The organism is Nocardia sp. NPDC051052 (genome assembly GCF_044456045.1).
Classification (GTDB): domain Bacteria; phylum Actinomycetota; class Actinomycetes; order Mycobacteriales; family Mycobacteriaceae; genus Nocardia.
This window is the reverse complement of the sequence record NZ_JBITFL010000005.1, coordinates 62,961-88,632: the sequence shown is the minus strand read 5'-3', so window position 1 is coordinate 88,632 and position 25,672 is coordinate 62,961. Positions and strand designations below refer to the sequence as shown.

The 25,672-nt window shown below is 67.8% G+C and carries 27 protein-coding genes; 17 read left to right on the top strand and 10 right to left on the bottom strand.

Going from position 1 to position 25,672, the window contains the following annotated elements; genetic code table 11:
* Positions 1-37 precede the first annotated feature (37 nt).
* On the bottom strand, positions 38-895 hold the full coding sequence (locus ACIBCN_RS17945; RefSeq protein WP_396992676.1) for a hypothetical protein: 858 nt from the start codon (positions 893-895) through the stop codon (positions 38-40).
* A gap of 367 nt (positions 896-1,262) precedes the next feature.
* On the opposite strand from ACIBCN_RS17945, the gene ACIBCN_RS17940 reads away from it, so the two are divergent.
* Genes ACIBCN_RS17940 through ACIBCN_RS17915 form a run of 6 tightly spaced genes read left to right on the top strand, consistent with a single transcriptional unit; the run spans position 1,263 to position 6,442 of the window.
* The gene (locus ACIBCN_RS17940) at positions 1,263-3,035 is read left to right on the top strand and encodes a DEAD/DEAH box helicase (protein WP_396992675.1); all 1,773 of its coding nucleotides are present in this window, start codon (positions 1,263-1,265) and stop codon (positions 3,033-3,035) included.
* A 27-nt stretch (positions 3,036-3,062) separates the two neighbouring features.
* Positions 3,063-4,298, top strand: a complete 1,236-nt coding sequence (locus tag ACIBCN_RS17935; RefSeq protein ID WP_396992674.1) for a PQQ-binding-like beta-propeller repeat protein — start codon at positions 3,063-3,065, stop codon at positions 4,296-4,298.
* Positions 4,299-4,337: 39 nt separating this feature from the next.
* Positions 4,338-4,844 carry a nitroreductase/quinone reductase family protein gene (locus tag ACIBCN_RS17930; RefSeq protein ID WP_396992673.1) on the top strand — a complete coding sequence of 169 codons (507 nt, stop codon included), beginning with the start codon at positions 4,338-4,340 and terminating at the stop codon, positions 4,842-4,844.
* Between the two features lie 57 nt (positions 4,845-4,901).
* The gene (locus ACIBCN_RS17925) at positions 4,902-5,513 is read left to right on the top strand and encodes an acid phosphatase (protein ID WP_396992672.1); all 612 of its coding nucleotides are present in this window, start codon (positions 4,902-4,904) and stop codon (positions 5,511-5,513) included.
* Complete coding sequence (locus tag ACIBCN_RS17920) at positions 5,510-5,995, top strand: GNAT family N-acetyltransferase (RefSeq protein ID WP_396992671.1); 486 nt, start codon at positions 5,510-5,512, stop codon at positions 5,993-5,995. Before ACIBCN_RS17925 ends, ACIBCN_RS17920 begins: the two co-directional genes overlap by 4 nt.
* Before the next feature lie 15 nt (positions 5,996-6,010).
* Complete coding sequence (locus tag ACIBCN_RS17915) at positions 6,011-6,442, top strand: endonuclease V (RefSeq protein ID WP_396992670.1); 432 nt, start codon at positions 6,011-6,013, stop codon at positions 6,440-6,442.
* 40 nt (positions 6,443-6,482) lie between these two features.
* Here ACIBCN_RS17915 and ACIBCN_RS17910 read toward each other — a convergent pair whose 3' ends face one another.
* Complete coding sequence (locus ACIBCN_RS17910; RefSeq protein WP_396992669.1) at positions 6,483-6,908, bottom strand: hypothetical protein; 426 nt, start codon at positions 6,906-6,908, stop codon at positions 6,483-6,485.
* Positions 6,909-7,003: 95 nt separating this feature from the next.
* Between ACIBCN_RS17910 and ACIBCN_RS17905 the strand changes: the two genes are divergently transcribed.
* Together ACIBCN_RS17905 and ACIBCN_RS17900 are read left to right on the top strand one after the other, a co-directional pair.
* Entirely contained in the window at positions 7,004-7,948 is a 945-nt protein-coding gene (locus ACIBCN_RS17905) for a diacylglycerol/lipid kinase family protein (RefSeq protein ID WP_396992668.1), read from the top strand.
* Between the two features lie 252 nt (positions 7,949-8,200).
* The gene (locus ACIBCN_RS17900; RefSeq protein ID WP_011211115.1) at positions 8,201-8,455 is read left to right on the top strand and encodes a WhiB family transcriptional regulator; all 255 of its coding nucleotides are present in this window, start codon (positions 8,201-8,203) and stop codon (positions 8,453-8,455) included.
* Positions 8,456-8,569: 114 nt separating this feature from the next.
* Here ACIBCN_RS17900 and ACIBCN_RS17895 read toward each other — a convergent pair whose 3' ends face one another.
* Entirely contained in the window at positions 8,570-10,084 is a 1,515-nt protein-coding gene (locus ACIBCN_RS17895; protein ID WP_357380762.1) for a histidine kinase N-terminal domain-containing protein, read from the bottom strand.
* Positions 10,085-10,104: 20 nt separating this feature from the next.
* Entirely contained in the window at positions 10,105-10,320 is a 216-nt protein-coding gene (locus ACIBCN_RS17890; protein ID WP_357380764.1) for a biotin/lipoyl-binding carrier protein, read from the bottom strand.
* Positions 10,321-10,458: 138 nt separating this feature from the next.
* On the opposite strand from ACIBCN_RS17890, the gene ACIBCN_RS17885 reads away from it, so the two are divergent.
* Positions 10,459-10,533: a 50S ribosomal protein bL37 gene (locus ACIBCN_RS17885; protein WP_022597109.1), complete on the top strand. Its 75-nt coding sequence runs from the start codon at positions 10,459-10,461 to the stop codon at positions 10,531-10,533.
* Between the two features lie 79 nt (positions 10,534-10,612).
* On the opposite strand, the gene rsrA is transcribed toward ACIBCN_RS17885, so the two are convergent.
* Both rsrA and ACIBCN_RS17875 read right to left on the bottom strand, forming a co-directional pair.
* Positions 10,613-10,882, bottom strand: coding sequence for a mycothiol system anti-sigma-R factor (rsrA, locus tag ACIBCN_RS17880; protein WP_396993300.1), 270 nt, complete (start codon positions 10,880-10,882; stop codon positions 10,613-10,615).
* Positions 10,883-10,902: 20 nt separating this feature from the next.
* On the bottom strand, positions 10,903-11,478 hold the full coding sequence (locus ACIBCN_RS17875) for a sigma-70 family RNA polymerase sigma factor (RefSeq protein ID WP_036559476.1): 576 nt from the start codon (positions 11,476-11,478) through the stop codon (positions 10,903-10,905).
* Between the two features lie 436 nt (positions 11,479-11,914).
* Here ACIBCN_RS17875 and ybaK point away from each other — a divergent pair, with 436 nt between their 5' ends.
* Positions 11,915-12,409, top strand: a complete 495-nt coding sequence (ybaK, locus tag ACIBCN_RS17870) for a Cys-tRNA(Pro) deacylase (RefSeq protein WP_396992667.1) — start codon at positions 11,915-11,917, stop codon at positions 12,407-12,409.
* 72 nt (positions 12,410-12,481) lie between these two features.
* A complete protein-coding gene (locus ACIBCN_RS17865; protein ID WP_396992666.1) occupies positions 12,482-12,787 on the top strand; it encodes a hypothetical protein in 306 nt (101 codons plus the stop codon).
* Positions 12,788-12,812: 25 nt separating this feature from the next.
* Here ACIBCN_RS17865 and ACIBCN_RS17860 read toward each other — a convergent pair whose 3' ends face one another.
* Positions 12,813-13,598 carry an SOS response-associated peptidase gene (locus ACIBCN_RS17860; protein WP_396992665.1) on the bottom strand — a complete coding sequence of 262 codons (786 nt, stop codon included), beginning with the start codon at positions 13,596-13,598 and terminating at the stop codon, positions 12,813-12,815.
* Between the two features lie 208 nt (positions 13,599-13,806).
* On the opposite strand from ACIBCN_RS17860, the gene ACIBCN_RS17855 reads away from it, so the two are divergent.
* The 3 genes from ACIBCN_RS17855 (at position 13,807) to rsgA (ending at position 17,894) form a co-directional block, all read left to right on the top strand.
* On the top strand, positions 13,807-15,315 hold the full coding sequence (locus tag ACIBCN_RS17855) for an aldehyde dehydrogenase family protein (protein WP_396992664.1): 1,509 nt from the start codon (positions 13,807-13,809) through the stop codon (positions 15,313-15,315).
* Positions 15,316-15,588: 273 nt separating this feature from the next.
* Positions 15,589-16,881 carry a 3-phosphoshikimate 1-carboxyvinyltransferase gene (aroA, locus tag ACIBCN_RS17850; RefSeq protein WP_396992663.1) on the top strand — a complete coding sequence of 431 codons (1,293 nt, stop codon included), beginning with the start codon at positions 15,589-15,591 and terminating at the stop codon, positions 16,879-16,881.
* Positions 16,830-17,894 (top strand): ribosome small subunit-dependent GTPase A, encoded by a 1,065-nt coding sequence (rsgA, locus tag ACIBCN_RS17845; RefSeq protein ID WP_396992662.1) that lies wholly within the window; start codon positions 16,830-16,832, stop codon positions 17,892-17,894. The genes aroA and rsgA overlap by 52 nt, the downstream gene beginning before the upstream one ends.
* 30 nt (positions 17,895-17,924) lie before the next feature.
* Here the strand turns inward: rsgA and ACIBCN_RS17840 are convergent, their stop codons facing one another.
* The 3 genes from ACIBCN_RS17840 to ACIBCN_RS17830 all read right to left on the bottom strand — a co-directional run bounded on the left by ACIBCN_RS17840 (position 17,925) and on the right by ACIBCN_RS17830 (position 21,992).
* On the bottom strand, positions 17,925-18,326 hold the full coding sequence (locus ACIBCN_RS17840) for a YybH family protein (RefSeq protein ID WP_396992661.1): 402 nt from the start codon (positions 18,324-18,326) through the stop codon (positions 17,925-17,927).
* Positions 18,327-18,527: 201 nt separating this feature from the next.
* A complete protein-coding gene (secA, locus tag ACIBCN_RS17835) occupies positions 18,528-21,377 on the bottom strand; it encodes a preprotein translocase subunit SecA (protein WP_396992660.1) in 2,850 nt (949 codons plus the stop codon).
* A 204-nt stretch (positions 21,378-21,581) separates the two neighbouring features.
* Complete coding sequence (locus ACIBCN_RS17830; RefSeq protein ID WP_396992659.1) at positions 21,582-21,992, bottom strand: Rv3235 family protein; 411 nt, start codon at positions 21,990-21,992, stop codon at positions 21,582-21,584.
* A gap of 304 nt (positions 21,993-22,296) precedes the next feature.
* Here ACIBCN_RS17830 and ACIBCN_RS17825 point away from each other — a divergent pair, with 304 nt between their 5' ends.
* From ACIBCN_RS17825 to ACIBCN_RS17815, 3 genes are all read left to right on the top strand, one after another.
* The gene (locus ACIBCN_RS17825) at positions 22,297-23,718 is read left to right on the top strand and encodes a wax ester/triacylglycerol synthase family O-acyltransferase (protein WP_396992658.1); all 1,422 of its coding nucleotides are present in this window, start codon (positions 22,297-22,299) and stop codon (positions 23,716-23,718) included.
* A 73-nt stretch (positions 23,719-23,791) separates the two neighbouring features.
* Positions 23,792-24,301, top strand: a complete 510-nt coding sequence (locus ACIBCN_RS17820; RefSeq protein ID WP_396993299.1) for a DUF6912 family protein — start codon at positions 23,792-23,794, stop codon at positions 24,299-24,301.
* A 151-nt stretch (positions 24,302-24,452) separates the two neighbouring features.
* Complete coding sequence (locus tag ACIBCN_RS17815; RefSeq protein ID WP_396992657.1) at positions 24,453-25,610, top strand: ferredoxin reductase; 1,158 nt, start codon at positions 24,453-24,455, stop codon at positions 25,608-25,610.
* Positions 25,611-25,672: the final 62 nt, after the last annotated feature.

The following is a 25,672-nucleotide window of genomic DNA, read 5'->3' as shown; positions in this document are numbered from 1 at the left end:
TCGGTACCGGCGGTAACAGGCAAGTCCGGTTTCGCGGCTATCGCTTGCCCATGGCGAGCGGATTGGCCAACGGCACGATGGCCGCGTTCACTCGGTCGGCCAGCGGCGCGAGCGAGGTCGTCAACTCGGTGATGGAGTCGGCGGACAGCACCGCCAGCGCGCCGTTCCAGGCCGCGTCGTCCGTGCTCGCCTCGACGCGGCCGAGCAACTCGGCGCCACTGCCGGTCAACGCCGGGCTGACCGGCTCCCCCTCGACCACTCCCCTGGCTCGCAATTCGTCGAACGCGTCCGCCCACTCCCGGTCGGACACCCCACGCGCCCCGCGCAGTACCGATTCCGTCGCCTTACCCGCCGCCGCCTGCATGACCATCGCCTGCCGCCCGGTCAGGCCGTGCGTCACCAGCGCGGCCACGTGCCCGTCGCCGCGATGCTCACGTAACGAGGTAGTCAGCTGCCAGAGCGCGCCCACCGGATCTGCGGCCAGCGGCAGCGCCGCGTTCGCCGCGTAGAGCGGCCTGCCGGTCGGATCGGCCTGCTCGAGCACCGGCGCGAGCAGTGAAACCGCGCGGGCACATTCCGCTTCCCCCGCGCCGAGACCGCGCAGCAGCGCGGTAGACAGATCGAGCCTGACCTCAAGGCATTGCTCGGGGGTGGCCCGCGACCAGGCCCCCGGCAGTGCTTTGCGCACCATTTCCGGATGGAAACCGGCAAAGATCGCCTGCACTGTGGCGGGAGTCACCGCACCGAGCGGCGCCGCCCGAAATGCGAAGTACGTTTGCCAGTAACCGCGCAGTCCGATCGCGACTCCTGCCTCCTTGACACCGGCCCCGAAATAGACCACGTCGTGTAGTGGCTCGAGAGTCTTCCAGATTTGCCGCGCGGGATGAATTGCCATGTCGCGCAGCGTACGTCGATGAACGGCAGCGCGATACCGGAGTTCGATTCCCGATTAATCGGCGGCGGCAATTCGAGCCGCGCACAATATCACGCTACAATCGCACCGGACAACGAAAAGTTTCGCTCGATGGAGTTGCCAGATCAGTGCGCGTACCGCCCCGCGGGACCGGCCGATCGGCATTACGAGCCGAGGTTTCGTCGTCCAGGAAAATGTGCGCGCACCAGCTTCGCATCACCAGTGCGCCGCGCCGATGTCTCCCGAGGTAGCCGCCTAGCCGCAGCACCCGAAGACATCCGGAACGCGGCCGGGTGAGTATCACAGGCGGAGACGTGGTCGTCGCGGGCCGACCGGTCCGCCCCACCTCGTGCGCGCGGGACGCGATTACGAGGAAGGCACGAACCTGAGCAAGATCACTGTCGAACAGGAACCCGGGGTAGCGGAGACGCTACTGACCGCCGAACTGGACGCAACACATACCGCACCCACATTTGCCGAATTGGGCGTTCGCGACGAAATCGTGCGCGCGCTCGACGAGATCGGCATCGAACGTACTTTCGCTATTCAGGAACTTACTCTTCCGTTGGCGCTCGCCGGTGAAGATCTCATCGGTCAGGCCCGCACCGGCATGGGTAAGACCTTCGGTTTCGGCGTGCCGCTGCTGCATCGCATCGCCACCGCCGACACCGGCACCACGCCGCTGGACGGCACGCCGCGGGCGCTGGTCATCGTGCCGACCCGCGAGCTGTGCATCCAGGTCACCTCCGACCTGGAGAACGCGAGCAAGTACCTGACCAACCACCAGGGCCCGCTGAAGGTGGCCTCCATCTACGGTGGCCGTCCCTACGAGTCGCAGATCGCGGCGCTGCGCACCGGCGTCGACGTCGTCGTCGGCACCCCTGGCCGCCTGCTCGACCTGGCGAACCAGAACCATCTGATCCTCGGCAAGGTCGGCGTGCTGGTGCTGGACGAGGCCGACGAGATGCTCGACCTCGGCTTCCTGCCCGACATCGAGCGCATCCTGACCATGGTCCCGGACAAGCGCCAGACCATGCTGTTCTCGGCCACCATGCCAGGCCCGATCATCACCCTGGCGCGCACGTTCCTGAGCCGCCCGACGCACATCCGGGCCGAGGAAGCGCACGAAACGGCCATCCACGAGCGCACCGCGCAGTTCGTCTACCGCGCGCACGCGCTGGACAAGAGCGAGCTGGTCGCCAAGATCCTGCAGGCCGAGGGCCGCGGCGCGACCATGATCTTCACCAGGACCAAACGCACCGCGCAGAAGGTCGCCGACGATCTCGCCGAGCGCGGTTTCTCGGTCGGCGCCGTGCACGGTGACCTCGGTCAGATCGCCCGCGAGAAGGCGCTCAACAAGTTCCGCAAGGGTGGCATCGACGTGCTGGTCGCGACCGACGTCGCGGCGCGTGGCATCGACATCGACGACATCACCCACGTCATCAACTACCAGTGCCCCGAGGACGAGAAGACCTACGTGCACCGGATCGGGCGTACCGGCCGGGCCGGGCGCACCGGTATCGCGGTGACGCTGATCGACTGGGACGAGCTCGGCCGCTGGGCCGGTATCGACAAGGCCCTCGCCCTCGGCATGGCCGAGCCGGTGGAGACCTACTCGCGCTCGCCGCACCTGTTCGCCGAACTCGGCATCCCCGATGGCGTGACCGGTACGGTCCGCAAGACCAAGCCGGCGGAGCGCGACGAGGACGCGGTCGTCGTGGAGCGCCCCGCGCGGGCCCCGCGCAAGCGCAACCGCAAGCGCACCGTGCGCGGCCAGCCGATCGACGAGACCGAGACCAACGGGAACGGCACCGCGGCCAACGGAGCCGAGGACGCGACACCACGCAACGGCGCGCACCCGGCCGACGACGCCCCCGCCGACGAGAACGGCGACCAGCCTGCCCGTCGCAGGCGCCGTCGGCGCAAGCCCGCGGGCGAGGGCGACAACGGCACGGACAACGCCGCCGAAGCCACCGCCGACGCCGCGGACGACAACGGAATCGGTGACGCGGAGTCGGGCGACCAGCCCGCGCGTCGCAGGCGCCGTCGCCGTAAGCCCGCCGGTGACACCGTGTCCGAAGACAGTGGTAGCGCGGTGGAGCCCGCCACGGCTTCGGTCTGACCGGCCGGATCCGCTACTCTCGCAATCGTGCTCGCACCCGAGCGGCGAACGCGCGCCGACGTCATCTCCGCTGCCGCGATCGCCGTACTCGTGGTGATCGCGGCGGTGGTGGTGTGGGTGCGCGGCGATGCGAACGGCACCGAGTCGGTGACCGCAAGCTCGCCCGTACCGACTCCGGTCGCCGCCGACCAATTGCCCACCTCGCTGCGTGAGCTGTGGCATGCGCCCGATGCCGCCAGCGGCAGGGCGCTGACCTCGGCGGGCGTCGCGGTCACCGCGGCCGACGGCACGGTCACCGGCCACGACCCACGCACCGGCCAGGACCTCTGGCACTACCGGCGCGACATGCCGCTCTGCGGGGTCGAGGGCCAGTTCAGCACCGTGGTCGCGGTCTACCGCGACGAGCGCGGCTGCAGCCAGGCCACCCTGCTGGCCGGCGACAGCGGCGCCAGGCGCACCGCACGCAGCAGCTACATGGACGAGTCCGTGCGGCTGTCGGTCGACGGCACCTACGTGCTCGCACAGGGGCCGAAGCGGTTGGAGATGTGGCGCTCGGACCTGGTCCGCACCATCGAATACGGGTTCGTCGACGCACCGGTGAACGTGAAAACCCAACCGCGCAAAGGCTGCACGCTGCTGTCCTCGGGCTCGAGCCCGTCCCGGCTCGGCGTGCTGGAGCGCTGCCCCGACGATCCGGCCGACCGGCTGACCATGCTGAATCCCGCACCGAAGGACAACACGGTGCCCGAGGAGTTCGGCTCGCACATCTTGACCGGGGCGGGCTCGGATTCGCCCGACGCGCGCGTACTCGCGGTGTCGGACAGCAGGATCGTGCTCTACCTGCCCGGCGGACCGGCCACCGCGGGCGTGGAAGCGGCTGCCCCGCGCCTGGCCGTCTACGACGCGACCGGTAATCCGATTGTGGTGCACCAGCTTTCGGCACCGCTCAGCGACAAGACGGCGACAACCCGAATCGGTTCGGCCTACCTGGTTTTCACCGGCAACAGCGTTATCGCGTTGAACGGCAGCACCTTCGACCCGATCTGGACCGCCGCCAATGCACTCGGCTCGCCGAGCATGATGGCGGGCCGGCTGCTCATGCCGACCCAGGGCGCGATCGCCGCCCTCGATCCCGCCTCCGGCGCCGAGGTCGGCCGCATCCCGGTGGACCGCCCCGGCTACAACGGCGCGCCCATCTCACTCGCGGTGCTCGGCACGACCGTCCTCGAACAGCGCGGGACCGACCTCTACGCCCTCGGCTGAGCCCAGAAACTTGTCGGTGGGTTGCGGCAGACTGCGGGTATGAACGAACCGCAGAGCCCCGCAACGGATTCGACCGAGAAGGTCACTTCCTTCGACGATCCCCACGCGCCATGGAACCAGGAGTTCTCCGAGCAGCAGATGGCGAACTGGAACGGCGGCGTCATCGAGGAATTCCGGTCGAACGACGGCAAGGTCGGCGGGGCCTACGCGGGCGCCGAACTACTCTTGCTCACCAGCACCGGCGCCAAGAGCGGCAAGCGGCACGTGGTCCCGCTCGGCCTGCTGCGCCGCGACGAGATCCTTTACGTGAGCTCCTTCATCGAAGGCAAATACCCGGCCTGGTACCACAACGTGAAGGCCGACCCGCGGGTCACGCTGGAGTTCGGGAACAAGACCTACCAGGGCACCGCGCACGCGCTCGAAGGCGCCGAGTACGACGAGTTCGCCGCCTGGGCATTGGCGCACAATCCGCTGCTCGCCGACTACCAGTCCAAGGTCGAGCGCCCGCTGCCGCTGGTCGTGCTGACCCTGGACCAGCCGAGCTGACCGGGGGGAACACCGGCCGAGCGATACGGCTCGGGGCGGGTGAACCATGATGGATCCATGTCAGTACTCGATGACGCTCGACTAGTGCTGCTGCGACACGGTGAGACCAGCTGGTCCACCCAGCGGCGCCATACCGGCCGCACCGACCTGCCCCTCACCGAGCACGGCGAGGCTCAGGCCAGGGCCGCGAGCCCGTTGCTGACCGCGTTGAAGCTGCGCGATCCGCTGGTGTTCGTCAGCCCGCGCCAGCGTGCGGCGCAGACCGCGGCGCTGGCCGGACTCACCGACCCCACCGTCGACGACGACCTGGCCGAATGGGATTACGGCGACTACGAGGGCCTGACCACCCCGGAGATCCGCGAGACCGCACCGGACTGGACCATCTGGACCGGCGCCGTGCCGGGGGGCGAGTCCGCCGATGCGGTGCGGGCCAGGGCCGATCGGGTGCTCGCCTCGGTGGAACCGCTACTGCCCGAACGGGATATCGTGCTCGTCGGGCACGGACACTTCTCCCGGGCATTGATCGCCCGCTGGGCCGAGTTCGACCTGCGGGAGGGTCGCCGGTTCGCCATGTCGACCGGCGCGCTGACCGTGCTGAGCTATGAACACGCTGTGCGAACCATCCTGGCGCACAACCTGGTTCCCACCGCTGATGGAGTAACACTGTGACCGCAGAACTGCGCCGCGCCGTCCCCGCCGACGTGCCGGGCCTCGTCGGCCTCGTGCACGACCTCGCCGAATACGAGAAGGCCAGCGACGAATGCACGGTCACCACAGCGCAATTGGACACCGCGCTGTTCGGTCCGGATCCCAAGGTCTTCGCGCACGTGGTCGAGGAGGACGGCGAGCTGGTCGGCTGCGCGATCTGGTTCCTGAACTTCTCCACCTGGAACGGCGTGCACGGCATCTACCTGGAGGACCTCTACGTCAAGCCGCAAACGCGCGGCAAGGGCTACGGCAAGGCGCTGCTCGCCACCCTGGCCAAGGAGGCCGTCGACAACGGGTACAGCAGGCTCGATTGGGCCGTGCTGACGTGGAACAAGCCGTCGATCGATTTCTACGAATCCCTCGGCGCCGCAGCGCAAGACGCGTGGGTCGGCTACCGCCTCACCGGCGAGCCGCTCGGCAAGCTGGCCAAGGAAGCCCAGTAGCTCACCGACGATGACGTGGCTGCGCCCGCCCTGCTCGCCTTCCGCGAATTACCCACCACCATGCGGGTATTGGCGCAACTCGACGCCGCACCCGGCCTACTGGTCTGCGACGCACAGGGTTTGGCCCATCCACGACGTTTCGGCTTCGCCTGCCACCTCGGGGTTATCACCGGCCTGCCATCGATCGGCGTCGCCACATCCGTCCTTGGCGATTACCTCGAACCGGCACCCGAGCGCGGCGCACGCACCGACATCACCATCGACGGCGAGGTCGTCGGTGCCGCTTTGCGCACCAGGACGGGCGTGAAGCCGGTCTTCGTCTCGATCGGCCACCGCGTCGACCTCGACACCGCGTGCGCCCAGGTGCTCGGTCTCACCCCGAACTACCGCCTTCCGGAAACCACTCGGCGCGCCGACTCGCTCTGCCGCGCGGCACTCGCCGAATAGCCGTCAACGGGGTACGACACCCAGGGTCAAGCCACGTTGATCAAGATTTCTCGGGCTCGATCGCGTAGTCGGCGGCCATCCACCGCGTGGAGGCCGGGGCGAACAGCAGCACCAGGGTGGCGATGACGACGACGCCGAGCAGCGTGCCGAAGACCGGCTGATGCGAGTCGGTGAGCAACGACCAGGTGACCGGCAGCAGCAGCAACTGGGCGATCACCGCGATCGCGCGCCCCCAGCGCTTTCCCAACAGCAGCCCGATGCCCGCGGCGAGCACCGCGCCGCCGAGGATGCCGAACCAGGCGGCCGTGCCGTAGCCGCTGGCCTTGGATTGATCGTGGCCGAGCAGCCCGCGCACGATCAACACCAGCGCGGCGATCACGGCGACGGCACCCTCCAGCGTCACCAGCCCACCCGCGCCACGCACCGTCTTCGGCGCGCCACCAGAAACGTCCGCGTTCTCAGCCACCCGACAAGCCTACGACCCGCCGTAGTCGACGTCGCCGCGACCGTTGCGGTTCAGCGGCTTTTCGGACGGATCCGGCGGCGATTAGGCTGCGGGACGTGCGGACGCTGCTGATCGTGAATCCGAATGCCACCTCCACCACGCCGGCGACGCGGGACCTGCTGGCACACGCCCTGGAGAGCCGCACCCAACTGACCGTCGCGCACACCCAGCACCGCGGCCACGCCGCCGAATTGGCGCAGTGGGCCGCGACCAACGAGATGGATCTGATCGTCGTGCACGGCGGCGACGGGACGGTCAACGAGACCATCAACGGCTTCCTGCCGCTGCCCGAGCTCAACGACGGCCAGGCCTGGCTGCCCCGGCTCGGCGTGATCCCCGGCGGCTCGGCGAATGTGTTCGCGCGGGCGCTCGGCATCTCACCGGACCCGGTGACCGCTACCAACCAGCTCATCGATCTGCTCACGCTGGACCGGGACCGGCGGATCGGGCTCGGCCTCGCCGATGACCGCTGGTTCTGCTTCAGCGCGGGCGTCGGCCTGGACGCCGACGTGTGCGAGGCGATCGATGAGAGCCGCGCCGACGGGAAGACCGCCTCCCCCGCCCGCTACCTTCGAACAACCGTACGACAGTTCTTCCGGGCCAAGCGGAACGAGCCGAGCGTCCGGATCGAGGTCCCGGGCCACGAGCCGGTTACCGACGTGCATTACGCCTTCGTAACGAACACCACGCCGTGGACCTACCTCAACACCACGCCGGTGCACACCAACCCCGGCACAAGGTTCGAAGACGGTCTCGGCGTGTTTGCCGTGCGTTCCATGGCAGTACTGCCTACACTGCTGCTTGCCAGACAGCTCTTGGCAGTCGACGGAAACCCCAAGTCTCGCAATTTGTTTCGCGAAGACAACGTTCCGTCCGTGCGTATCGAGACGAAGGAACCCATCGGTCTGCAAATCGATGGCGACTTTATCGGGAAGCGCAACGTGGTGGATTTCACGGCCGTGCCCGCCGTCTTGGATGTCGTGGCGCCGCGACCAGAGTGATGCAGGAAACGCACGAAAAACATCGTGGTAGTGCTGCGAAAACTGGGTAGAGCGAGTACAAAGGACCGGGCAGGTTCCCCTAACGGGGGCCGATAGAGCGTGAGCTTCCCCACGGTGCACCAGATACCTATTGACATCTACGGTGTTCGTGAAAGCATTCACAAGCAACCGTGCGGAAACATTCGAGTCGCACAAGTGAACGATCCACAAACCGTCGGCGCCATTTGCGGCGCCCAGCAAAGGAGCAGAGGAATGGACTGGCGCCACAAGGCCATCTGTCGCGACGAGGACCCCGAACTGTTTTTCCCGGTGGGTAACAGTGGTCCTGCGCTCGCGCAGATTGCCGATGCCAAGCTGGTCTGCGCTCGCTGCCCCGTTACCGCCGACTGCCTGTCCTGGGCCCTGAAGTCCGGACAGGATGCCGGCGTGTGGGGCGGTATGAGTGAAGACGAGCGCCGGGCGCTCAAGCGTCGCAACGCACGCACGCGCACCCGCACCGTCGTCTAGCAGACGATCGGATTTACCGGACCAATCAGCCCCGGTCCGGTAAACGCATTTAAGCCCGGCACCCTCGAGGTGCCGGGCTCTCTTGTACCACAACGCATATAACGAAACGACTTACTAACGGCCGGAACGCCGACCCAACGGAACCCGCAGTACCGCATCGGTTCCGATGTCGGCACCGGGGTGCAGGCCGATCGAACCGCCGAGTTCCGCGGTCACCAGCGTGCGCACAATTTGCAGGCCGAGGCGGTCGGAGGATTCCAGGCTGAAACCGGCGGGCAGGCCGCGGCCGTCGTCGCTGATGATCACGTCGAGCCAACGCGCCGAGCGCTCGGAACGGATTGTCACCGTGCCGTTCTCGCCGGAATCGAAGGCGTGCTCGATCGCGTTCTGCACCAACTCGGTCAGCACCATCACCAGCGGCGTCGCGCGTTCGGCGGAGAAGACACCGAGCGAGCCCGCCCGCCGCACCTTGATCCGAGCGGTGTGCACGGTGGCCACGTCGGCCATGATCGGCAGCAGCCGATCGACCACCTCGTCCAGGTCGACCTCTTCGTCCACCGACATCGACAGCATCTCGTGCACCGACGCGATGGAGGTGACCCTGCGCACCGACTCGGTGAGCGCGACCTGTGCCTCCTCGTTCTCGGTGCGCCGTGCCTGCAGCCGCAGCAGCGCGGCGACGGTCTGCAGGTTGTTCTTCACCCGGTGGTGGATCTCCCGGATGGTGGCGTCCTTGCTGAGCAGCGCCCGATCCCGGCGTTTGACCTCTGTGACATCGCGCACAAGTACTGCGGCACCGGCCAATTCGCCGTGCGGGCGCAGCACCAGGGTGCGCAGCAGCACGGTCGCGCCGCGCGCCTCCACCTCCATCCGGCGGCCGGTGCGCCCGGCCAGCGCGGCCTGGATGTCGCCGACCACCTCTTGCGCGTCGAACGGGTCGGTGATCAACGAGCGGGTGAGGACCGCGAGATCCTGGCCCGCGAGATCGGCCTGCAGGCCCATCCGGTGATAGGCGGACAGGGCGTTCGGGCTGGCGTAGACGACGATGCCCTCAGTGTCGAGGCGGATGAATCCGTCACCGGCGCGCGGGCTGGAATGGGTGGCCGCGCGATCCTCGGTGGTCGGGAAGGTGCCGTCGGCGATCATCTGGCACAGATCGTCGGCGCAAGCGACATAGGCGATTTCGAGCGTGCTGCGCACCCGGGAGCGCTGTACGTCGGTGTCCCGGCTGAGCACCGCGATGACGTCGTCGCCGCAGCGCACCGGGATGGCCTCGCGGATCGCGTGCACCGGGGTGGGGTGATACACGCCCGCGGTCTCCACATCACGATCGGCGCGGACGATCTTGCCCGACATCAACGCCTCGAACACCTGCGGATGGTCGGCCTGCAGGGCCAGGGTGCCGACCAGGTCCTCGTGGTGCACGGTGGATGCCGTGGTCGGACGGCATTGCGCGACACACACGATGTCGGCGCCCGCCGCGATCGGTCCCGCGCCGACCCACAGCTGCAGATCGGCGAAGGACAGATCGGCAAGCAGCTGCCAATCACCCACCACGCGCTGCAGATGGTCCACGGCGACGCCGGGTAGGTCGGTGTGTTCAGCTAATAGCTCGCTCAGCGTCGCCATGAAGATCTACCGCTAACGCTCTAGGAGATGACTGCGATCAGGTGACCGGCTTTGATGGCGTCGCCCTCTTTGACGCCGATCGAGGTGACAGTGCCGCCGACCTCGGCCAGCACCGGGATCTCCATCTTCATCGACTCGAGGATCACCAGGGTGTCGCCCTCTTTGACGGTATCGCCCTCTTTGGCCACAACTTGGTAGACGACCGACACCAGCTCGGCGAGCACTTCCTCAGCCATCTGACACCCCATTCGTTCGGTTGGTTCGCCGCAGCTCTCCCGGCGAGTCCGAGCGGCCGAGCCGCACGGCCTGCATCCGCTGAAGGTATAGCCAACCACACGTGAAAGAATGGCCTTCAACCAGAAGGGAGACTACTCATGGGCAAGCGCGGACGTAAGAAGCGTAGTCGCAAGGGCAACGCGGCCAACCACGGCAAGCGGCCAAACGCCTGAGCGAGAGCTCGGCCGAAAAACGCAGAGCGGCACGCACTTCCGTAGGGAAGGCGTGCCGCTCAGTTGTTTGCGCTGCGCGTTAGGACTCGGCGGAGTCGATCTTGGTCTCCACCACCGTCACCGTCCGGCGGATCTCGAAGGTCAGCCGTTCGCGCAGGGCGTCCGGCGCACGGTCGCCGCCGCACTTGCGGCTCAGCAGACCCTTGATCTTCTCCTCGATGCCGTAGGCCTCGATGCAGGGCGAGCAATGATCGATGTGATGCTGCAACCGAGCACGGGTGTCGTCGTTGCACTCCCCATCCAGCATCAGCCAGATATCGGTGAGTACGGCCGTGCAATCCAGGTCCATATCGGGGTCCCGCTCGGTGCTCACTGCTTGACCTCCTGGCGTTCCCCCGAACGGTTGAATCCACGCTCGCGCGCGACATCGGCGAGCAAACCCTTGAGCTGCTTGCGACCACGGTGCAGCCGGGACATCACGGTACCGATGGGGGTGCCCATGATGTCGGCGATTTCCTTATATGGGAAGCCTTCGACGTCCGCGTAGTACACGGCCATCCGGAATTCCTCCGGAAGCTCCTGCAGCGCGGCCTTGATGTCGTCGTCCGGCAGCGCGTCCAGCGCCTCGACCTCGGCCGAACGCAGACCCTGCGAGGTGTGCTCGGCGGTAGCGGCGAGCTGCCAGTCGGTGATCTCGTCGGTCGGGTACTGCGCGGGCTGGCGCTGCTTCTTGCGGTAGGAGTTGATGTAGGTGTTGGTCAGGATCCGGTACAGCCAAGCGCGCAGGTTGGTGCCCTCCTTGAAGGACTTGAACCCCTGGAACGCCTTGACGTAGGTCTCCTGCACCAGATCCTCGGCGTCGGCCGGGTTCCTGGTCATCCGCAGCGCGGCGCCGTAGAGCTGGTCGAGCAGCGGGAGCGCGTCACGCTCGAACCGCTGGGCCAGCTCGGTTTCGTCGACCGCGGCGCCGACACCGTCGGTTACCCCGTCAGTATCGGATTCGCGGCCCTCGCGGGTCCCTGCGCGGTTACGCTCCGCAGCCGCCTCCGGGCCCGTCGCTCGCGCCGCATGGTCGCTCGTCACACCTGTCCCTTCGATCGCCGTACCTGCCAAATCTACCGGCACTGGCAATTCGAATGGGAATCCGGCTTCCGTCGGTGACGTCTTCGTCCAGATCGGACGTTCGTCGAGCAGCACGGGCACCGACATCTCCTTCACGTCATTTACTGGGCTGATCAGGCGACGACCGGGGATTTCGTCCCGGCCGAGCGCTCTGTACTCGCTTCCAACATGCGGGACACGTCCTGTGTTCCCGCAGCGAAACGCCAGCAGCCGAAAAACCGTTGCGGGCCGGACGGGTCTCGTCGTTAAGGTTTCCGCCATGGCAGGAGCCTCGACACCGGCGATCCGGACGCTGACCCAGGCCAAGATCGCCCACCGGGTGCACGCCTACAAGCACGATCCGCGCGCCGATTCCTATGGCACCGAGGCGGTCGACGCGCTCGCCGACGAGCTGGGTGTGACCGCGGCGCAGGTCTTCAAGACACTGGTGCTCGAAATGGCCAACGGCTCGCTCGCCGTCGCGGTGCTTCCGGTGCCGAATACGTTGTCGCTCAAGGCCGCCGCGGCCGCGCTCGGCGTGTCGAAGGTGAGCATGGCCGACAAGGTGAAGGCCGAGCGGACCACCGGGTACGTGCTCGGCGGCATCTCGCCGCTCGGTCAGCGCAAGCTGTTGCCGACCGTGCTGGACGATTCCGCGCTGACCTGGGATCGCATCCTGTGCAGCGCCGGCCGCCGCGGGCTGGAGATCGAGCTGGCACCTGCCGACCTGGTGCGGCTGACCTCGGCGGTGACCGCCACAGTGAGGACCCGGTAATTCACTTGATTCGACACAATCTGTGCGTCAATGGACGGGCCAGATTCGTCCGACTCGAGGATGTGATGCGAAATGCCCGCGCACCAGCGTGTCCGCACCGTGATCGTCGCCCTGCTCGGAACCTTCACTTTGGCCGTCGGCGCGTTCGCGCTGCACGCTCCGACGGCGGCCGCAGCGCCCATCGCGGCCCAGGTCGACTTCCCCTTCGACGGCTTGGGCACCGACGATGGCACGCCGAGCACACCCAAGCCGGACGAGCAGGGCAAAAAGGCGGAGAAGCTCGGCGGCACGGTGACCACCCAGGTCATCGATTTGGCCACCGGCATCGTCAAATGCGGGCTCAATATCGCGAGCCCGGCCGTGAAGTGTTCGCTCTGAGGTAGCCGAGTGCGGAGCCGGGCGATCAGAGCAAACTGATCTGCCCGGCTTCCGCGTCTGCCGACAGGGGCTCGAGCAGTTCCGGTCCGTTGTTCTTCACGCTGTTGACCAGCGACGGCACCGGTCGCGCCACGATCCCCGCGATCGCCGCTTCGCTCGGCGTCGCCAGTAGCTCGGCGGGTGCCGGGTGGTCCGGGTCGAGCCAGGCGTCCCAGTGCTCCTGCGGCATCGGCAGCGGCATGCGGTCGTGGATGCGGGTCAGGTCGCCGACCGCGTCGGTGGTGAGGATGGTGCAGGACAGCAGCGGCTCGCTCTCCTCGAGGGACTTGTCCCGCCACACCGACCACAGCCCGGCCATGTACAGCCGGGAGCCGTCGGCCTGTGCCATGAAGAAGGGCTTCTTGACCGCCTTGCCCTTTGCTCCGGTGTCCGGCTCGACGACCCACTCGTACCAGCCGTCCATCGGGACCAGGCAGCGCCGGTATTTCACCGCGTCGCGGAACGAGGGCGTGGTCGCGGCCTTGTCGGCGCGGGCATTGAACAGCGGCTTGCCCTTCACCGGAACACCCGGCTCGGCGGCCTTGGTCCACAACGGGATCAGGCCCCAGCGCATCCGCCGCAGCCGCAGCTTGGGCTCGTCGTCCTGGTGGCCGTGCTCGTGCCGCTCCACCACGGTGAGGATCTGCGTGGTCGGCGCGACGTTGTAGTTGGTGAAATTGCCCGAGCCCGCAGTGCTGTCGGTTTCATCGATCGCATCCAGCTCGACCGCGAGCCGGCCGGGGTCTGTCGTGGTCGCATATCGTCCGCACATATCCCGATACTCCCACCCACCACCGACAATCTCGTGGACAATTGATCCACAGCTAGTGACCAGTTGAGAGTTTTGACCTAACATTCTCTCAGAGGATGGGTGGTCTCTGTGCCCGTCCGCTGACGCTTGCGCACCGACCGGCCACCGCCAGGAGCAACCGGGATCGTCGTCGTCCCGAGCATCCATCCGGCAAGAGGAGAGACCCATCGTGACATCCACCGACACCAAACCTGCCGACCACGACACAGCGCTCACGTCGGTGAACCCCGCAACGGGCGAGGTGATCGGCACCCATCCGATCGCGGACGACGCGGCGGTGCTCGCGGCCGTCGCGAAGGCGCGCACGGCCGCCGCCACCTGGGGCGCGTTGAGCTACGACGAGCGCAAGACGCACCTGCTGCGCTGGTCGAGCCAGCTGGTCAGGGATTCCGACGAGTTCTGCAAGCTGATCCACGACGAGAACGGCAAGCCGCTCGACGACGCCTTCCTGGAACTGATGCTGGCGCTCGAGCACATCGCCTGGGCGGCCAAGAACGCCAAGAAGGTGCTCTCGCCCAAGAAGGTCTCCCCCGGCGCGTTCATGTCGAACTTCGCCGCCAGGGTCGAGCAGCGCCCGCTCGGCGTCGTCGGCGTGATCGGCCCGTGGAACTACCCGGTCTACACCCCCAACGGCTCCATCGGCTACGCGCTCGCCGCGGGCAACACCGTGGTGTTCAAGCCGAGCGAATTCTCCACCGGCATCGGCAATTTCCTGGCCGACGCGTTCGCCAAGGCCAACCCGGACCTGCCCGAGGGCGTGTTCAGCACCATCAACGGCTACGGCGCGACCGGCGCGGCGCTGGTCAAGTCGGGCGTCGACAAGCTCGCGTTCACCGGCTCCACCGCGACCGGCAAGCGGATCATGGCCGCCGCCGCCGAGAACCTCACCCCGGTGCTGCTCGAATGCGGTGGCAAGGACGCGGTGATCGTCGCGGGTGACGCGGACGTGAAGGCCGCCGCCGACGCGGTCGCCTGGGGTGCCACCGCCAACAGCGGCCAGACCTGCGCGGGCGTGGAACGGGTGTACGTCGACCGGTCGGTGCGCGACGAGTTCGTCGCCGAGGTGAAGAAGATCCTGGAGAAGGTCGGGCCCGGCTCGGGCGCCGACGCCTCCTACGGCCCGATGACCATGCCCAGCCAGGTCGACATCGTGCGCCGCCACATCGAGTCCGCGCTGAAGAACGGCGGCACCGCCGTGCTCGGCGGCCCGGAATCGGTGAAGGCGCCGTTCATCGAGCCCGTCGTGCTGGTCGACGTGGACGAGAAGTCCGAGGCGGTGCAGGAGGAAACCTTCGGCCCGACGGTCACCATCCGCACCGTCGACGGCGTCGACGAGGCGGTCGAACTGGCCAACAGCTCCAAGTACGGCCTGTCCTCGGCGGTGTACTCCAAGAAGAACGGCCTGGAGATCGCGCGCAGGCTGCACGTCGGCGCCACCTCGGTGAACTCGGTGCTCGCCTTCGCCGCCATCCCCGGCCTGCCGTTCGGCGGCGTCGGCGATTCCGGCATCGGCCGCATCCACGGCGAGCCGGGCCTGCGCGAATTCGCCCGCCCGCACTCGATCGCGGTGCAGCGCTTCGCGATTCCCGGCATGGCACTGCTCAGCTACTCGCGCACCCAGTCCACCATGAAGCTGCTTCGCAAGCTGGTCCCGTTCCTGCACGGACGGCACAAGTAAGCAATTCGGTTGCGCCAGAACGCCGTATCGGTCGACCCGGAACCTCGACAGTCCCGCTCACACGACCACCACGGAGCGAGTCTTACGAGCGACCCGTTCGCGGCCGTCTCGCGTCCGAGTCGTCGAAGCGCATGCGCCGCAGGCGCGAGTCTCGACGGCTCGGACGCGAGGCCCACCCGTCGCCCGACCACCGCCCCTCATCGAATCGCTGCGCGATGCTGACTAATAGGGCCGCGAACCACGCCGCGGCCACGCGGCCAATAGACTAGCGTCGTGAGTTTCTGGCCAGCGCCCCATGTCGATGTCCCGGTACACGCGACCGTAACCCTGCCTGGATCGAAGTCGATCACGAACCGGGCCTTGATCTTGGCCGCACTGGCCGATGGTCCTTCGACGCTGTCCGGTGCGTTGCGCAGTCGCGATACCAACCTGATGATCGCGGCGTTGTGCGCGCTCGGCACCGGCATCGAGGGCGACGGGGACACGTTGACCGTGACCCCGGGCCCGCTGCGGGGCGCCGGGGTCGACTGCGGGCTCGCGGGCACCGTGATGCGCTTCCTGCCGTCGGTGGCCGCGCTGGCCGCCGGCGATGTGGCCTTCGACGGCGACGCGCAGGCCAGGGTTCGCCCGCTCAGCACCATCTTGGACGCGCTGCGCAGCCTCGGCGCCGACATCGACGGCAACGCGTTGCCGTTCACCGTGCGCGGCAAGGGCGCGCTGCGCGGCGGCACGGTGACCATCGACGCCTCCGGTTCCTCGCAGTTCGTTTCGGGCCTGCTGCTCTCGGCGGCGCGGTTCGACGAGGGTCTGATCGTGCACCACGACGGCAAGGCGCTGCCCTCGATGCCGCACATCGAGATGACCGTGGAGATGCTGCGCCGGGCCGACGTGCAGGTGCAGGCGCCCGAGCACAGCCGCCTGGCGCAGACCTGGCAGGTGGCGCCCGGCGCGATTCGCGCGGTGGACTGGGATGTCGAGCCGGATCTGTCCAACGCGACGCCGTTCCTGGCGGCCGCCGCGGTCACCGGTGGCGAGGTCAAGATCCCGCACTGGCCGCGGCTCACCACCCAGCCCGGCGACGTGATCCGCGAGATCCTGGTGCGGATGGGCGCCGAGGCGCGGGTCTTCGACGGCGTGCTGACGGTGCACGGCCCCGATCGCCTGGCCGGTATCGATATCGACCTGCACGACGTCGGCGAGCTGACTCCGACGGTCGCGGCCCTGGCGGCGCTGGCCGATTCCCCGTCGCATCTGCGTGGCATCGCGCACCTGCGCGGACACGAGACCGACCGGCTGGCCGCGCTGTCCACCGAGATCAACCGCCTCGGCGGCAAGGTCACCGAGACCGAGGACGGGCTGCAGATCGAGCCCGCCGAATTGCACGGTGGCCGTTGGCATTCCTACGCCGATCACCGAATGGCAACGGCCGGAGCGATTCTCGGGCTGCGGGTGGCCGGCATCGAGATCGAGGACATCGGCACCACGGCCAAGACCCTGCCGAATTTCGTTGCGCTGTGGGAACAAATGCTCGATCCGACGCTTCCCGATCAAGGGCCGGCGCACTGAGAAAGCGCGAGTACGACGAATCCGACGTCCGGGTACGCCCGGGCAAGAGTTCGCGTCCGCGCACGAAAACCCGTCCGCAGCACAGTGATGCGGAATCGGCCATGGTGGTGTCGGTGGATCGCGGCCGCTGGGGTTGTGTGCTCGGCGACGATCCGGACCGGCACATCGTCGCCATGCGAGCCAGGGAGCTCGGCCGCACCCCGATCGTGGTCGGCGATCAGGTGGACGTGGTCGGCGATCTGTCCGGCAGACCCGATTCGCTGGCCCGCATCGTGCGGGTCACCGAACGCCGAACGGTGTTGCGGCGCACCGCAGATGACACCGATCCGTTCGAGCGGATCGTGGTCGGCAATGCCGAGCAGTTGTTCATGGTGGTCGCCCTTGCCGACCCGCCGCCGCGCACCGGATTCGTCGAGCGCTGCATGGTCGCCGCGTACGCCGGTGGGCTGCATCCGGTGCTGTGCCTGACCAAGCACGATCTGGCCGCCGAGTCCGAATTCGCTTCCGCCTTCGAGGATCTCGACCTCACCATCGTCTACGGCGGCGTCGATGATCCGCTCGACCCGGTACTCGAATTACTCAGCGGCCGCCTTACCGCGTTCATCGGCCACTCCGGCGTCGGCAAGTCCACCTTGGTGAATCGCCTTGTGCCAGACGCTTACCGGGCTGTCGGCGCGGTCTCCGGCGTCGGCAAAGGCAAACACACCTCCACCCAGTCCGTGGCGTTGCCCCTACCGGGCGGCGGCTGGGTCATCGATACCCCGGGCATCCGTTCCTTCGGCCTTGCGCACATCACCCCCGACGACGTGGTCGCCGCCTTCAGCGACCTCGCCGCCGCCATCGAGGACTGCCCGCGCGGCTGCACCCACCTCGGCCCACCCGCCGACCCCGAGTGCGCATTGGACAAACTGCCCGGCAAAGAGCGCCGAGTGGCCGCCATCCGCCTCCTGCTCACCGCGCTGAACGCCAACGACCACTGGCAGACCAGCAACGCTCCCCGGCCCATCGACTAGATCACGGCTGGGGACTTTCCCCAGCGCCTCTCAGCCGGGTAACGCCGCGCTGGATTGTTCCTGCCCGTCGGGCTGGCCCGGCGCGAACGGCCACTCCTCGAACCAGGTGCAGCGGCCTTCCTGATCGAAGCGCAGCACCCAAAGGTCACGCCAGCGGGCGGGTTGGTCGGGGTAGTCGACCTCCGCCCGGACTACCGCGGTGAGTCCGTCCACGGCAACGACTTCGGGTTCTACCGTGAACGATTCACCAGGGCCGTCACGCCCGGTCTCCCAGAATTCCGCCAGCGCGGGTAGACCCGTGAGCGGTTCCGCCCATGGGGAAACTTGGTATCCGATTTCCGGGGCGAAGAGGTCGCCGAGCCGGTCGGTGCCCGCTGATCGCCAGGCCCGTTCATATTCGCTGACCCATGCCTCAACTGTGCTTCGGTCCACGGCAGGCAAAGTTACGCCAAATCGCCTTACTCCGCGCCGATTCCCGCACAAACCACCAGCTGACCGTGCCGCTCCAGACCCGAACCCACCCGGCCGAAGCCCTTCTGACCACTGATTTCGCCAGCACATGGGTAACTCCCCGGGCACCGGCTGACGCGGCCGCCGGATCACCGGCGGCCGCTAACGTCACTGCCATCGCACCTAGCGGCGACGCGGCTTCGGGGCGCGCTTCGGCTTCTCCTGCGCGCGGGCGGCCTCGCGGCGCTCGCGGCGGGTGGTGCCGTCGCCGTACTCCTCTTTATCGCTGTGCACCTCGCGATGCCCGCCCTCGTCCGGACCCGAGTAGCTCAGCCCGCGCCGGGCCGAGTCGTCGATGCCCTTGGCGCGCAACGCCGCCGGGGCGCTGCTGCCGTTGGCGACCGGCGCCTCGTCGGTGGGCAGCGGACGCGGCGCGGCCATCGCACCGACCGGCGAGCGCAGGCCCTGATCGACCGAGACGCCCTCCGGCTGCGGCTGCTGCACCTCGACCTGCAGGTTGAACAGGAAGCCGACCGACTCCTCCTTCAGGCCCTCGAGCATCGCCGCGAACATGTCGAAGCCCTCACGCTGGTATTCGACCAGCGGGTCGCGCTGCGCCATCGCCCGCAGGCCGATGCCCTCCTTGAGGTAGTCCATCTCGTAGAGGTGTTCGCGCCACTTGCGGTCGAGCACCGAAAGCAGCACCTGCCGTTCGAGATTGCGCATGCTGCCCTCGCCGGCCAGCCCGTCGATCTCGGCCTCGCGCCGCTCGTAGGCCTCGTGCGCGTCGTCGAGCAGCGCGTCGAGCAGTTCCTCGCGGCCGAGGTCGCCCGCCTCGCCGACCGCGGTCTCGCCGGTCAGGTCCTTGTAGTTGAGCTTGACCGGGTACAGCGTCTTGAGCGCCGTCCACAGCTTGTCCAGATCCCAGTCCTCGACGTAGCCCTCGGCGGTGGCGCCGTTGACGTAGGCGGTGACCACGTCGGTGATCATGCTCTGGACCTGGCCCTCCATGTCCTCGCCGCGCAGGATCCGGTTGCGCTCGCCGTAGATGATGGTGCGCTGCTGGTTCATCACCTCGTCGTACTTGAGCACGTTCTTGCGGATCTCGAAGTTCTGCTGCTCGACCTGGGTCTGCGCGCTCTTGATCGCCTTGGAGACCATCTTGGCCTCGATCGGCACATCGTCGGGCAGGTTCAGCCTGGTCATGATCGACTCGAGCGCGGCACCGTTGAAGCGGCGCATCAGCTCGTCACCCAGCGACAGGTAGAAGCGCGACTCGCCGGGGTCACCCTGACGGCCGGAACGACCACGCAGCTGGTTGTCGATACGACGGGACTCGTGCCGCTCGGTGCCGAGCACGTAGAGGCCACCGGCGTCGCGCACCACCTCGGCATCTTCGGCGGTCTGCGACTTGACCCGCTCCAGCGTCGGCAGCCACGCCTGCTGGTAAGCGTCCGGCGTCTCCACCGGATCCAGGCCCTCCTTGCGCAGGATGAGGTCGGCGATGATGTCCGGGTTGCCGCCGAGCACGACGTCGGTACCACGACCAGCCATGTTGGTCGCCACGGTCACCGCGCCCGGTCGGCCTGCCTCGGCGATGATCGCCGCCTCGTTCTCGTGGAACTTCGCGTTCAGCACGGTGTGCGCGATGCCGCGCTTGGTGAACTGCTTGGACAGGTACTCCGAGCGCTCGACGCTGGTGGTACCGATCAGCACCGGCTGGTCCCGCTCGTGCCGCTCGGTGACGTCGTCGACCACGGCCGCGAACTTGGCTTCTTCGGTCTTGTAGATCAGGTCGGACTGGTCCGCGCGGATCATCGGCTTGTTCGTCGGGATCGGCACCACGCCGAGGCTGTAGATCTGGTGCAGCTCGGCGGCCTCGGTCTCGGCGGTACCGGTCATGCCGGACAGCTTGTCGTAGAGGCGGAAGTAGTTCTGCAGGGTGATGGTGGCCAGGGTCTGGTTCTCCGGCTGGATCTCCACCCCCTCCTTGGCCTCGATCGCCTGGTGCATGCCCTCGTTGTAGCGGCGCCCGACCAGGATGCGGCCGGTGAACTCGTCGACGATGATGACCTCGCCGTCGCGGACGATGTAGTCCTTGTCGCGCGAGTACAGCTCCTTGGCCTTGATCGCGTTGTTCACGTAGCTGACCAGCGGCGAGTTGGCGGCCTCGTAGAGGTTGTCGATGCCGAGCTGATCCTCGATGAACTCGACGCCGGCCTCGTGCACGCCGATGGTGCGCTTCTTGATGTCGACCTCGTAGTGCAGGTCCTTCTTCAACAGCGGTGCGATGCGCGCGAATTCGGCGTACCACTTGCTGGAGGCGTCGGCCGGGCCGGAGATGATCAGCGGCGTGCGCGCCTCGTCGATCAGGATGGAGTCGACCTCGTCGACCACGGCGAAGTTGTGCCCGCGCTGCACCAGATCGTCGAGCGAGTGCGTCATGTTGTCGCGCAGGTAGTCGAAGCCGAACTCGTTGTTGGTGCCGTAGGTGATGTCGGCGCCGTAGGCCACCCGCCGCTGCGCGGGCGTCATGCCGCCGAGGATCACGCCGACCTCGAGCCCGAGGAAGCGGTGCACGCGGCCCATCCACTCGGAGTCGCGCTTGGCCAGGTAGTCGTTGGTGGTGACGATGTGCACGCCGTCGCCGCTGATCGCGTTGAGGAAGGCGGGCAGCACCGAGGTGAGCGTCTTGCCCTCACCGGTCTTCATCTCGGCGATGTTGCCGGTGTGCAGCGCGGCGGCGCCCATGATCTGCACCTTGTAGTGCTTCTGGTTCAGCACTCGCCAGGAGGCCTCGCGGGCCACCGCGAAGGCCTCGGCCATCAGCGCGCCGAGCGGATCCGCGTGGCCTTCCTCGACCATGTCGGAGTAGCGCTCACGGAACTCGTCGGTCTTGCCGCGCAGCTCGTCGTCGGTGAGTAGCTCGTAATCCGACTCGAGGTCGAGAACCTGATCGGCGAAGTTGGCGAGCCGCTTGACCATGCGACCCTCACCAATCCGTAGCAACCTCGTCAGTGTCAGCGCAGGCACGGGTCTCGTCAGTCCTCTGGTCGGTGTGTCATTTCGTGTCGTCGGCGCCGGGTGCGAGATGTGGACTCACGGCCGGCGTGCGGGTTCGCGCTCCGAGTGCGGAATCCGCTGCACGCCCCATGGTAATGCGGTGCCGATCGTAGGTGCCGACGAGCAGCGCCGTTCGGCCGGATCAGCGTGTGGCCGCGTCATCCGCCCTGGTACTCACAGTACGCGGAACGCGGTCAGCTGCCAGCCCGCCCGCTGCAGCACCACGCACGCGGCGACCGCGAAGACCCGGGGTCCGCGCCGGTAGCTGCCGTAGACCTCGGCGGAGTTCGGGCCGGTCAGCTCGACGCCGAGCTTGGTCAGGGTGGCCGGACCGAGCCCGTGCCCTGGCGGCGCGGACCGCGCGAGCGTCTCGATGGCGGCGAACACCGGCGGTGTCGCGAGCCTGCGCAGCTGGACCGCCGAGCGCCGGCCGTCCAGCACCTCCAACACCAGCCGCAGCGAACTTTCAGCGAATCGACTTGCCGCGGAACCTGTTTCACCGTCGGTGCCGTACGATGGAGGACGTCCGTCGTGCCGGGCGCGTCGCTGCGCCGCCCGATCGGTTGGCCCGCTATGTGACGGCATGCGACGGCAGGGCAGCGCGGCTCGTGGCGACAACGCATCCGGCCGAGCGCGGCCCGGCCGCTCCCCATCCAGCGGCGGTTCGAGCCGTGGCGCCGGCGAAAGCGATGGTCGTCGACTGTGCATCCAGTGTCCCCCTGTGATCGAATCGAGTTCCCCGTGCTCGAGTCGAACAGCTTGCCACGGAAGCCGGGGCGGGTAAAGGGGATCGCCGATTTCACCGGATACGCCACAACTGAGCAGCTGAATCCCTGTGGCGACAGCACAATAAGCGCGAGGCGGCATCGAAAAAGGAGCACCGGGCAGCGTGATCACGAGACTGACGCCGCAGGACGCGTCGTTCTATCGGCTCGAGTCGAGCAGCAATCCGATCCACATCGGCGCCCTCGCCATCCTCCGAAATACCGAGCAGGGCAGCGGCCCTGCTGAACCGGTGCTCGACTACGACCGCCTGGTCGATCTGGTCGACGCCAGGCTCTCGCTGGTCCCCCGCTATCGGCGCAAAGTGCGCGAGATCCCGTTGGCCCTCGGCCGCCCGGTCTGGGTCGAGGACAGCCAGTTCGACATCACCTATCACATCCGCCGCTCGGCGCTGCCCGGTCCGGGCACCGACGAGCAACTGCACGAACTGGTGGCCAGGCTGGCCTCCCGGCCACTGGATCAGACCAGGCCGCTGTGGGAGATGTATCTGATCGAGGGCCTGTCCGACAACCGCTGTGCGATCTTCACCAAGACGCATTCGGCCCTGGTCGACGGGGACACCGCGCTGGAGATCGGCCACGTGATCCTCGACAACGGCCCGTCGCCGCGCGAACTCGCCGACGACGCCTGGCTCGCACCCCGCGAACCCAACGAGGCGGAACTGCTCGTCGGGGCGCTGACTCACCTGGTCGCCCAGCCGCGCGAGGCCATCGAGGTGGCCCGGCGCGCGAGCGGGCACGCCTTCGCGGTGATCGGCGCCGCGGGCCGGGCGATGGACTCGGTGGTGTCCGCCGTGCGCGCCGCGACGACCGGCGCGCCGGATAGCCCCCTGAACGCGCGCACCTCGCGCAACCGCCGCTTCGACGTGGTGCGCACCGACCTGGACGACTACCGCAAGATCCGCAAGCGCTTCGACTGCTCGATCAACGACGTCATCCTCGCGGTGGTCACCGGCGCGCTGCGCAATTGGCTGCTGTCGCGCGGCGAGGGCCTCACCGAATCGACCACGCTGCGCGTCGTGGTGCCGATGTCGGTGTATGTCGAAGGGGCGGACGGGGATCAGCTGAAACCGGCAGGCGAGGTGTCCTCGTTCCTGATCGACCTGCCGGTCGGCGAGCCGAATCCGGTGATGCGGCTTTCGCACATCGCGCACGCCACCGAGGCCAACGGCAGGCAGCATCGCGGCGTCCGCGCGCGCACGCTGGTGCACCTGGCCGGGTTCGCTCCGGCGAGCCTGCATGCCATGAGCGTGCGCGCGGCGAGTACCTTCGCAGAACACACTTTCAATCTGGTGATCACCAACGCACCTGGTCCGCAGACCCCGATGTTCATCGGCGGCGCGCGGATGCTGGAGATGTATCCGGTGTCGCCGCTGCTGCGTAATCAGGCCTCGAGCATCGGGATCACGTCCTATAACGGACGCGTTTTCTACGGACTCAACGCCGACCGCGACGCGATGGCCGACATCGGGGTGCTGGCCGCGTCGGTGCGCGATTCCATGGAGGAGATGCTCGGTGCCTGCGTCTGATCAGGAGAACTTGGGCCCTCGGGGCGCTCCGCAGGCTCCGCGCCTGCGGGTCTATATCCCCGCGACGGTGCCGATGCTGCGCGAGCTCGTCACGAACCGGGAACTGCGCCCGATCGGCGGTACCGCGTTCGCGGTGACCCCGGCGCTGCGCGAGGCCTACGCCTCCGGCGACGACGAGGAGCTCGCCGAGGTGGCGATGGGTGAGGCCGCACGCGCCTCGCTGCGCCTGCTCGCCGCCGAACGCGACGAGGCCGACGAACCGGCCGACGACGCCGAGCCCGCCGCGACCGGCCGCCCGGTCTATCGGCGCGCGGTGATCGCCGCCGATGTGACCGGCGCGAAGCTGCGCTCCGACCTCGACGACGCCGTCGTCAAGCTGGCCGGGCCCATCACCTACGACCAGATCGGCTGCGTGCACGTCGACCTGGTCGAGGCCGAGCCCGAGGTGGCCAAGGCCGTCGACGTGGTGGACGCCGCCGACCTCGGCGACGCCGACGCCGAATTCGTGCTCGGCGACGCCGAAGACCACCAGCTGGCCTGGTACGCCGCGCAGGAACTGCCGTTCCTGCTCGAACTCCTCTGACGTTCCCTTATCGCCCCGAGGTGATGACCAACGGTCGATCACCGGAGGATGATCGGGGTGACCGCCACGACACCCTCGGCCAACCTACGATGCCGTAACCTGGCTGTTGCGTGGGCAGCGCATCCGACGAACAGGAAGACGAACGGCAGCGATGAGCTCGAAAACTGGGGGATTCTCCGTGCGGGGCGTGCGAGAGTGGCTGGAGGCACCGGCGGCCGCGGTCGCCGAACGCGGCGGCAGGCTGAACGTGCTGCGCGGGGCGGTGGCACGCGTTACCACCCCCCTGCTGCCGGATGACTATTTACATTTGGCCAACCCGCTGTGGTCGGCGCGCGAGCTGCGCGGTCGCATCGTCGACGTGCGCAAGGAAACGGCGGATTCGGCCACCCTGGTGATCAAGCCGGGCTGGGGCTTCGACTTCAAATACGAACCCGGTCAGTACATCGGCATCGGCGTGCTGATCGACGGGCGCTGGCACTGGCGGTCCTATTCGCTGACCTGCCCGCCGAATTGGTCGGACCCGGAGGCGGGCGGCAAGCGCGTCATCTCCATTGCGGTGAAGGCGATGCCGGAGGGTTTCCTGTCCAGCCACCTCGTCAGCGGCGTTCCGGTCGGCACCGTGGTGCGTCTCGCCGCACCGCAGGGCGGTTTCGTGCTGCCCTACCCGCCGCCGGAGAAGGTGCTGTTCCTGACCGCGGGCAGCGGGATCACCCCGGTGCTCGCGATGCTGCGGTCGATGGATCGCCGCGGCATGGTCACCGACGTGGAGCACCTGCATTCCGCGCGCACCGCCGAGGACGTGATGTTCGGCGCCGAGCTGCGCGACCTGCACGATCGGCATCCGAGTTTCACCTCACACGTCAACCTCACCGGCGAACACGGCAAGTTCGCGCTGGCCGGGCTCGACGAGAAGTTCCCCGACTGGCGCGAACGGCAGACCTGGGCCTGCGGCCCGGCCGCGATGCTGGACGAGATCGAACACCACTGGCGCGACGCGGGCGTCGCGGACCGGCTGCACGTGGAGCGGTTCGAGATCGAGCGTTCCGCGGTCGGCGAGGGCGGCACCGTCACCTTCGGCAAAACCGGCCGCACCGCCGAGATCGACGGCTCTACCAGCCTGCTCGAGGCGGGCGAGGCCGCGGGCGTGCAGATGCCGTTCGGCTGCCGCATGGGCATCTGTCAAACCTGTGTCGTGACACTGAGTTCCGGGCACGTGCGTGACCTACGCAACGGTGACGAGCATCGCGAAGGCGACAAGGTGCAGACCTGCATCTCCGCCGCGGCGGGCGACTGCACCCTTGACGTCTGAGCGCGCGCCGGGCCTCGGCTCCGGACACCGCTGACAGTCTTTGGGTACCCTCAAATCAAAGT

Bases quoted from the DNA above. Each gene is read 5' to 3' on its own strand.
- ACIBCN_RS17900 (WP_011211115.1), top strand. From the start codon at position 8,201: ATGGACTGGCGCCACAAGGCCATCTGTCGCGACGAGGACCCCGAACTG.
- ACIBCN_RS17895 (WP_357380762.1), bottom strand. From the start codon at position 10,084: ATGGCGACGCTGAGCGAGCTATTAGCTGAACACACCGACCTACCCGGC.
- ACIBCN_RS17925 (WP_396992672.1), top strand. From the start codon at position 4,902: ATGTCAGTACTCGATGACGCTCGACTAGTGCTGCTGCGACACGGTGAG.
- ACIBCN_RS17830 (WP_396992659.1), bottom strand. From the start codon at position 21,992: ATGCCGTCACATAGCGGGCCAACCGATCGGGCGGCGCAGCGACGCGCC.
- ACIBCN_RS17865 (WP_396992666.1), top strand. From the start codon at position 12,482: ATGCCCGCGCACCAGCGTGTCCGCACCGTGATCGTCGCCCTGCTCGGA.
- ACIBCN_RS17815 (WP_396992657.1), top strand. From the start codon at position 24,453: ATGAGCTCGAAAACTGGGGGATTCTCCGTGCGGGGCGTGCGAGAGTGG.
- ACIBCN_RS17890 (WP_357380764.1), bottom strand. From the start codon at position 10,320: ATGGCTGAGGAAGTGCTCGCCGAGCTGGTGTCGGTCGTCTACCAAGTT.
- ACIBCN_RS17945 (WP_396992676.1), bottom strand. From the start codon at position 895: ATGGCAATTCATCCCGCGCGGCAAATCTGGAAGACTCTCGAGCCACTA.
- rsrA (WP_396993300.1), bottom strand. From the start codon at position 10,882: ATGGACCTGGATTGCACGGCCGTACTCACCGATATCTGGCTGATGCTG.
- ybaK (WP_396992667.1), top strand. From the start codon at position 11,915: ATGGCAGGAGCCTCGACACCGGCGATCCGGACGCTGACCCAGGCCAAG.
- ACIBCN_RS17820 (WP_396993299.1), top strand. From the start codon at position 23,792: ATGCTGCGCGAGCTCGTCACGAACCGGGAACTGCGCCCGATCGGCGGT.
- ACIBCN_RS17860 (WP_396992665.1), bottom strand. From the start codon at position 13,598: ATGTGCGGACGATATGCGACCACGACAGACCCCGGCCGGCTCGCGGTC.
- ACIBCN_RS17930 (WP_396992673.1), top strand. From the start codon at position 4,338: ATGAACGAACCGCAGAGCCCCGCAACGGATTCGACCGAGAAGGTCACT.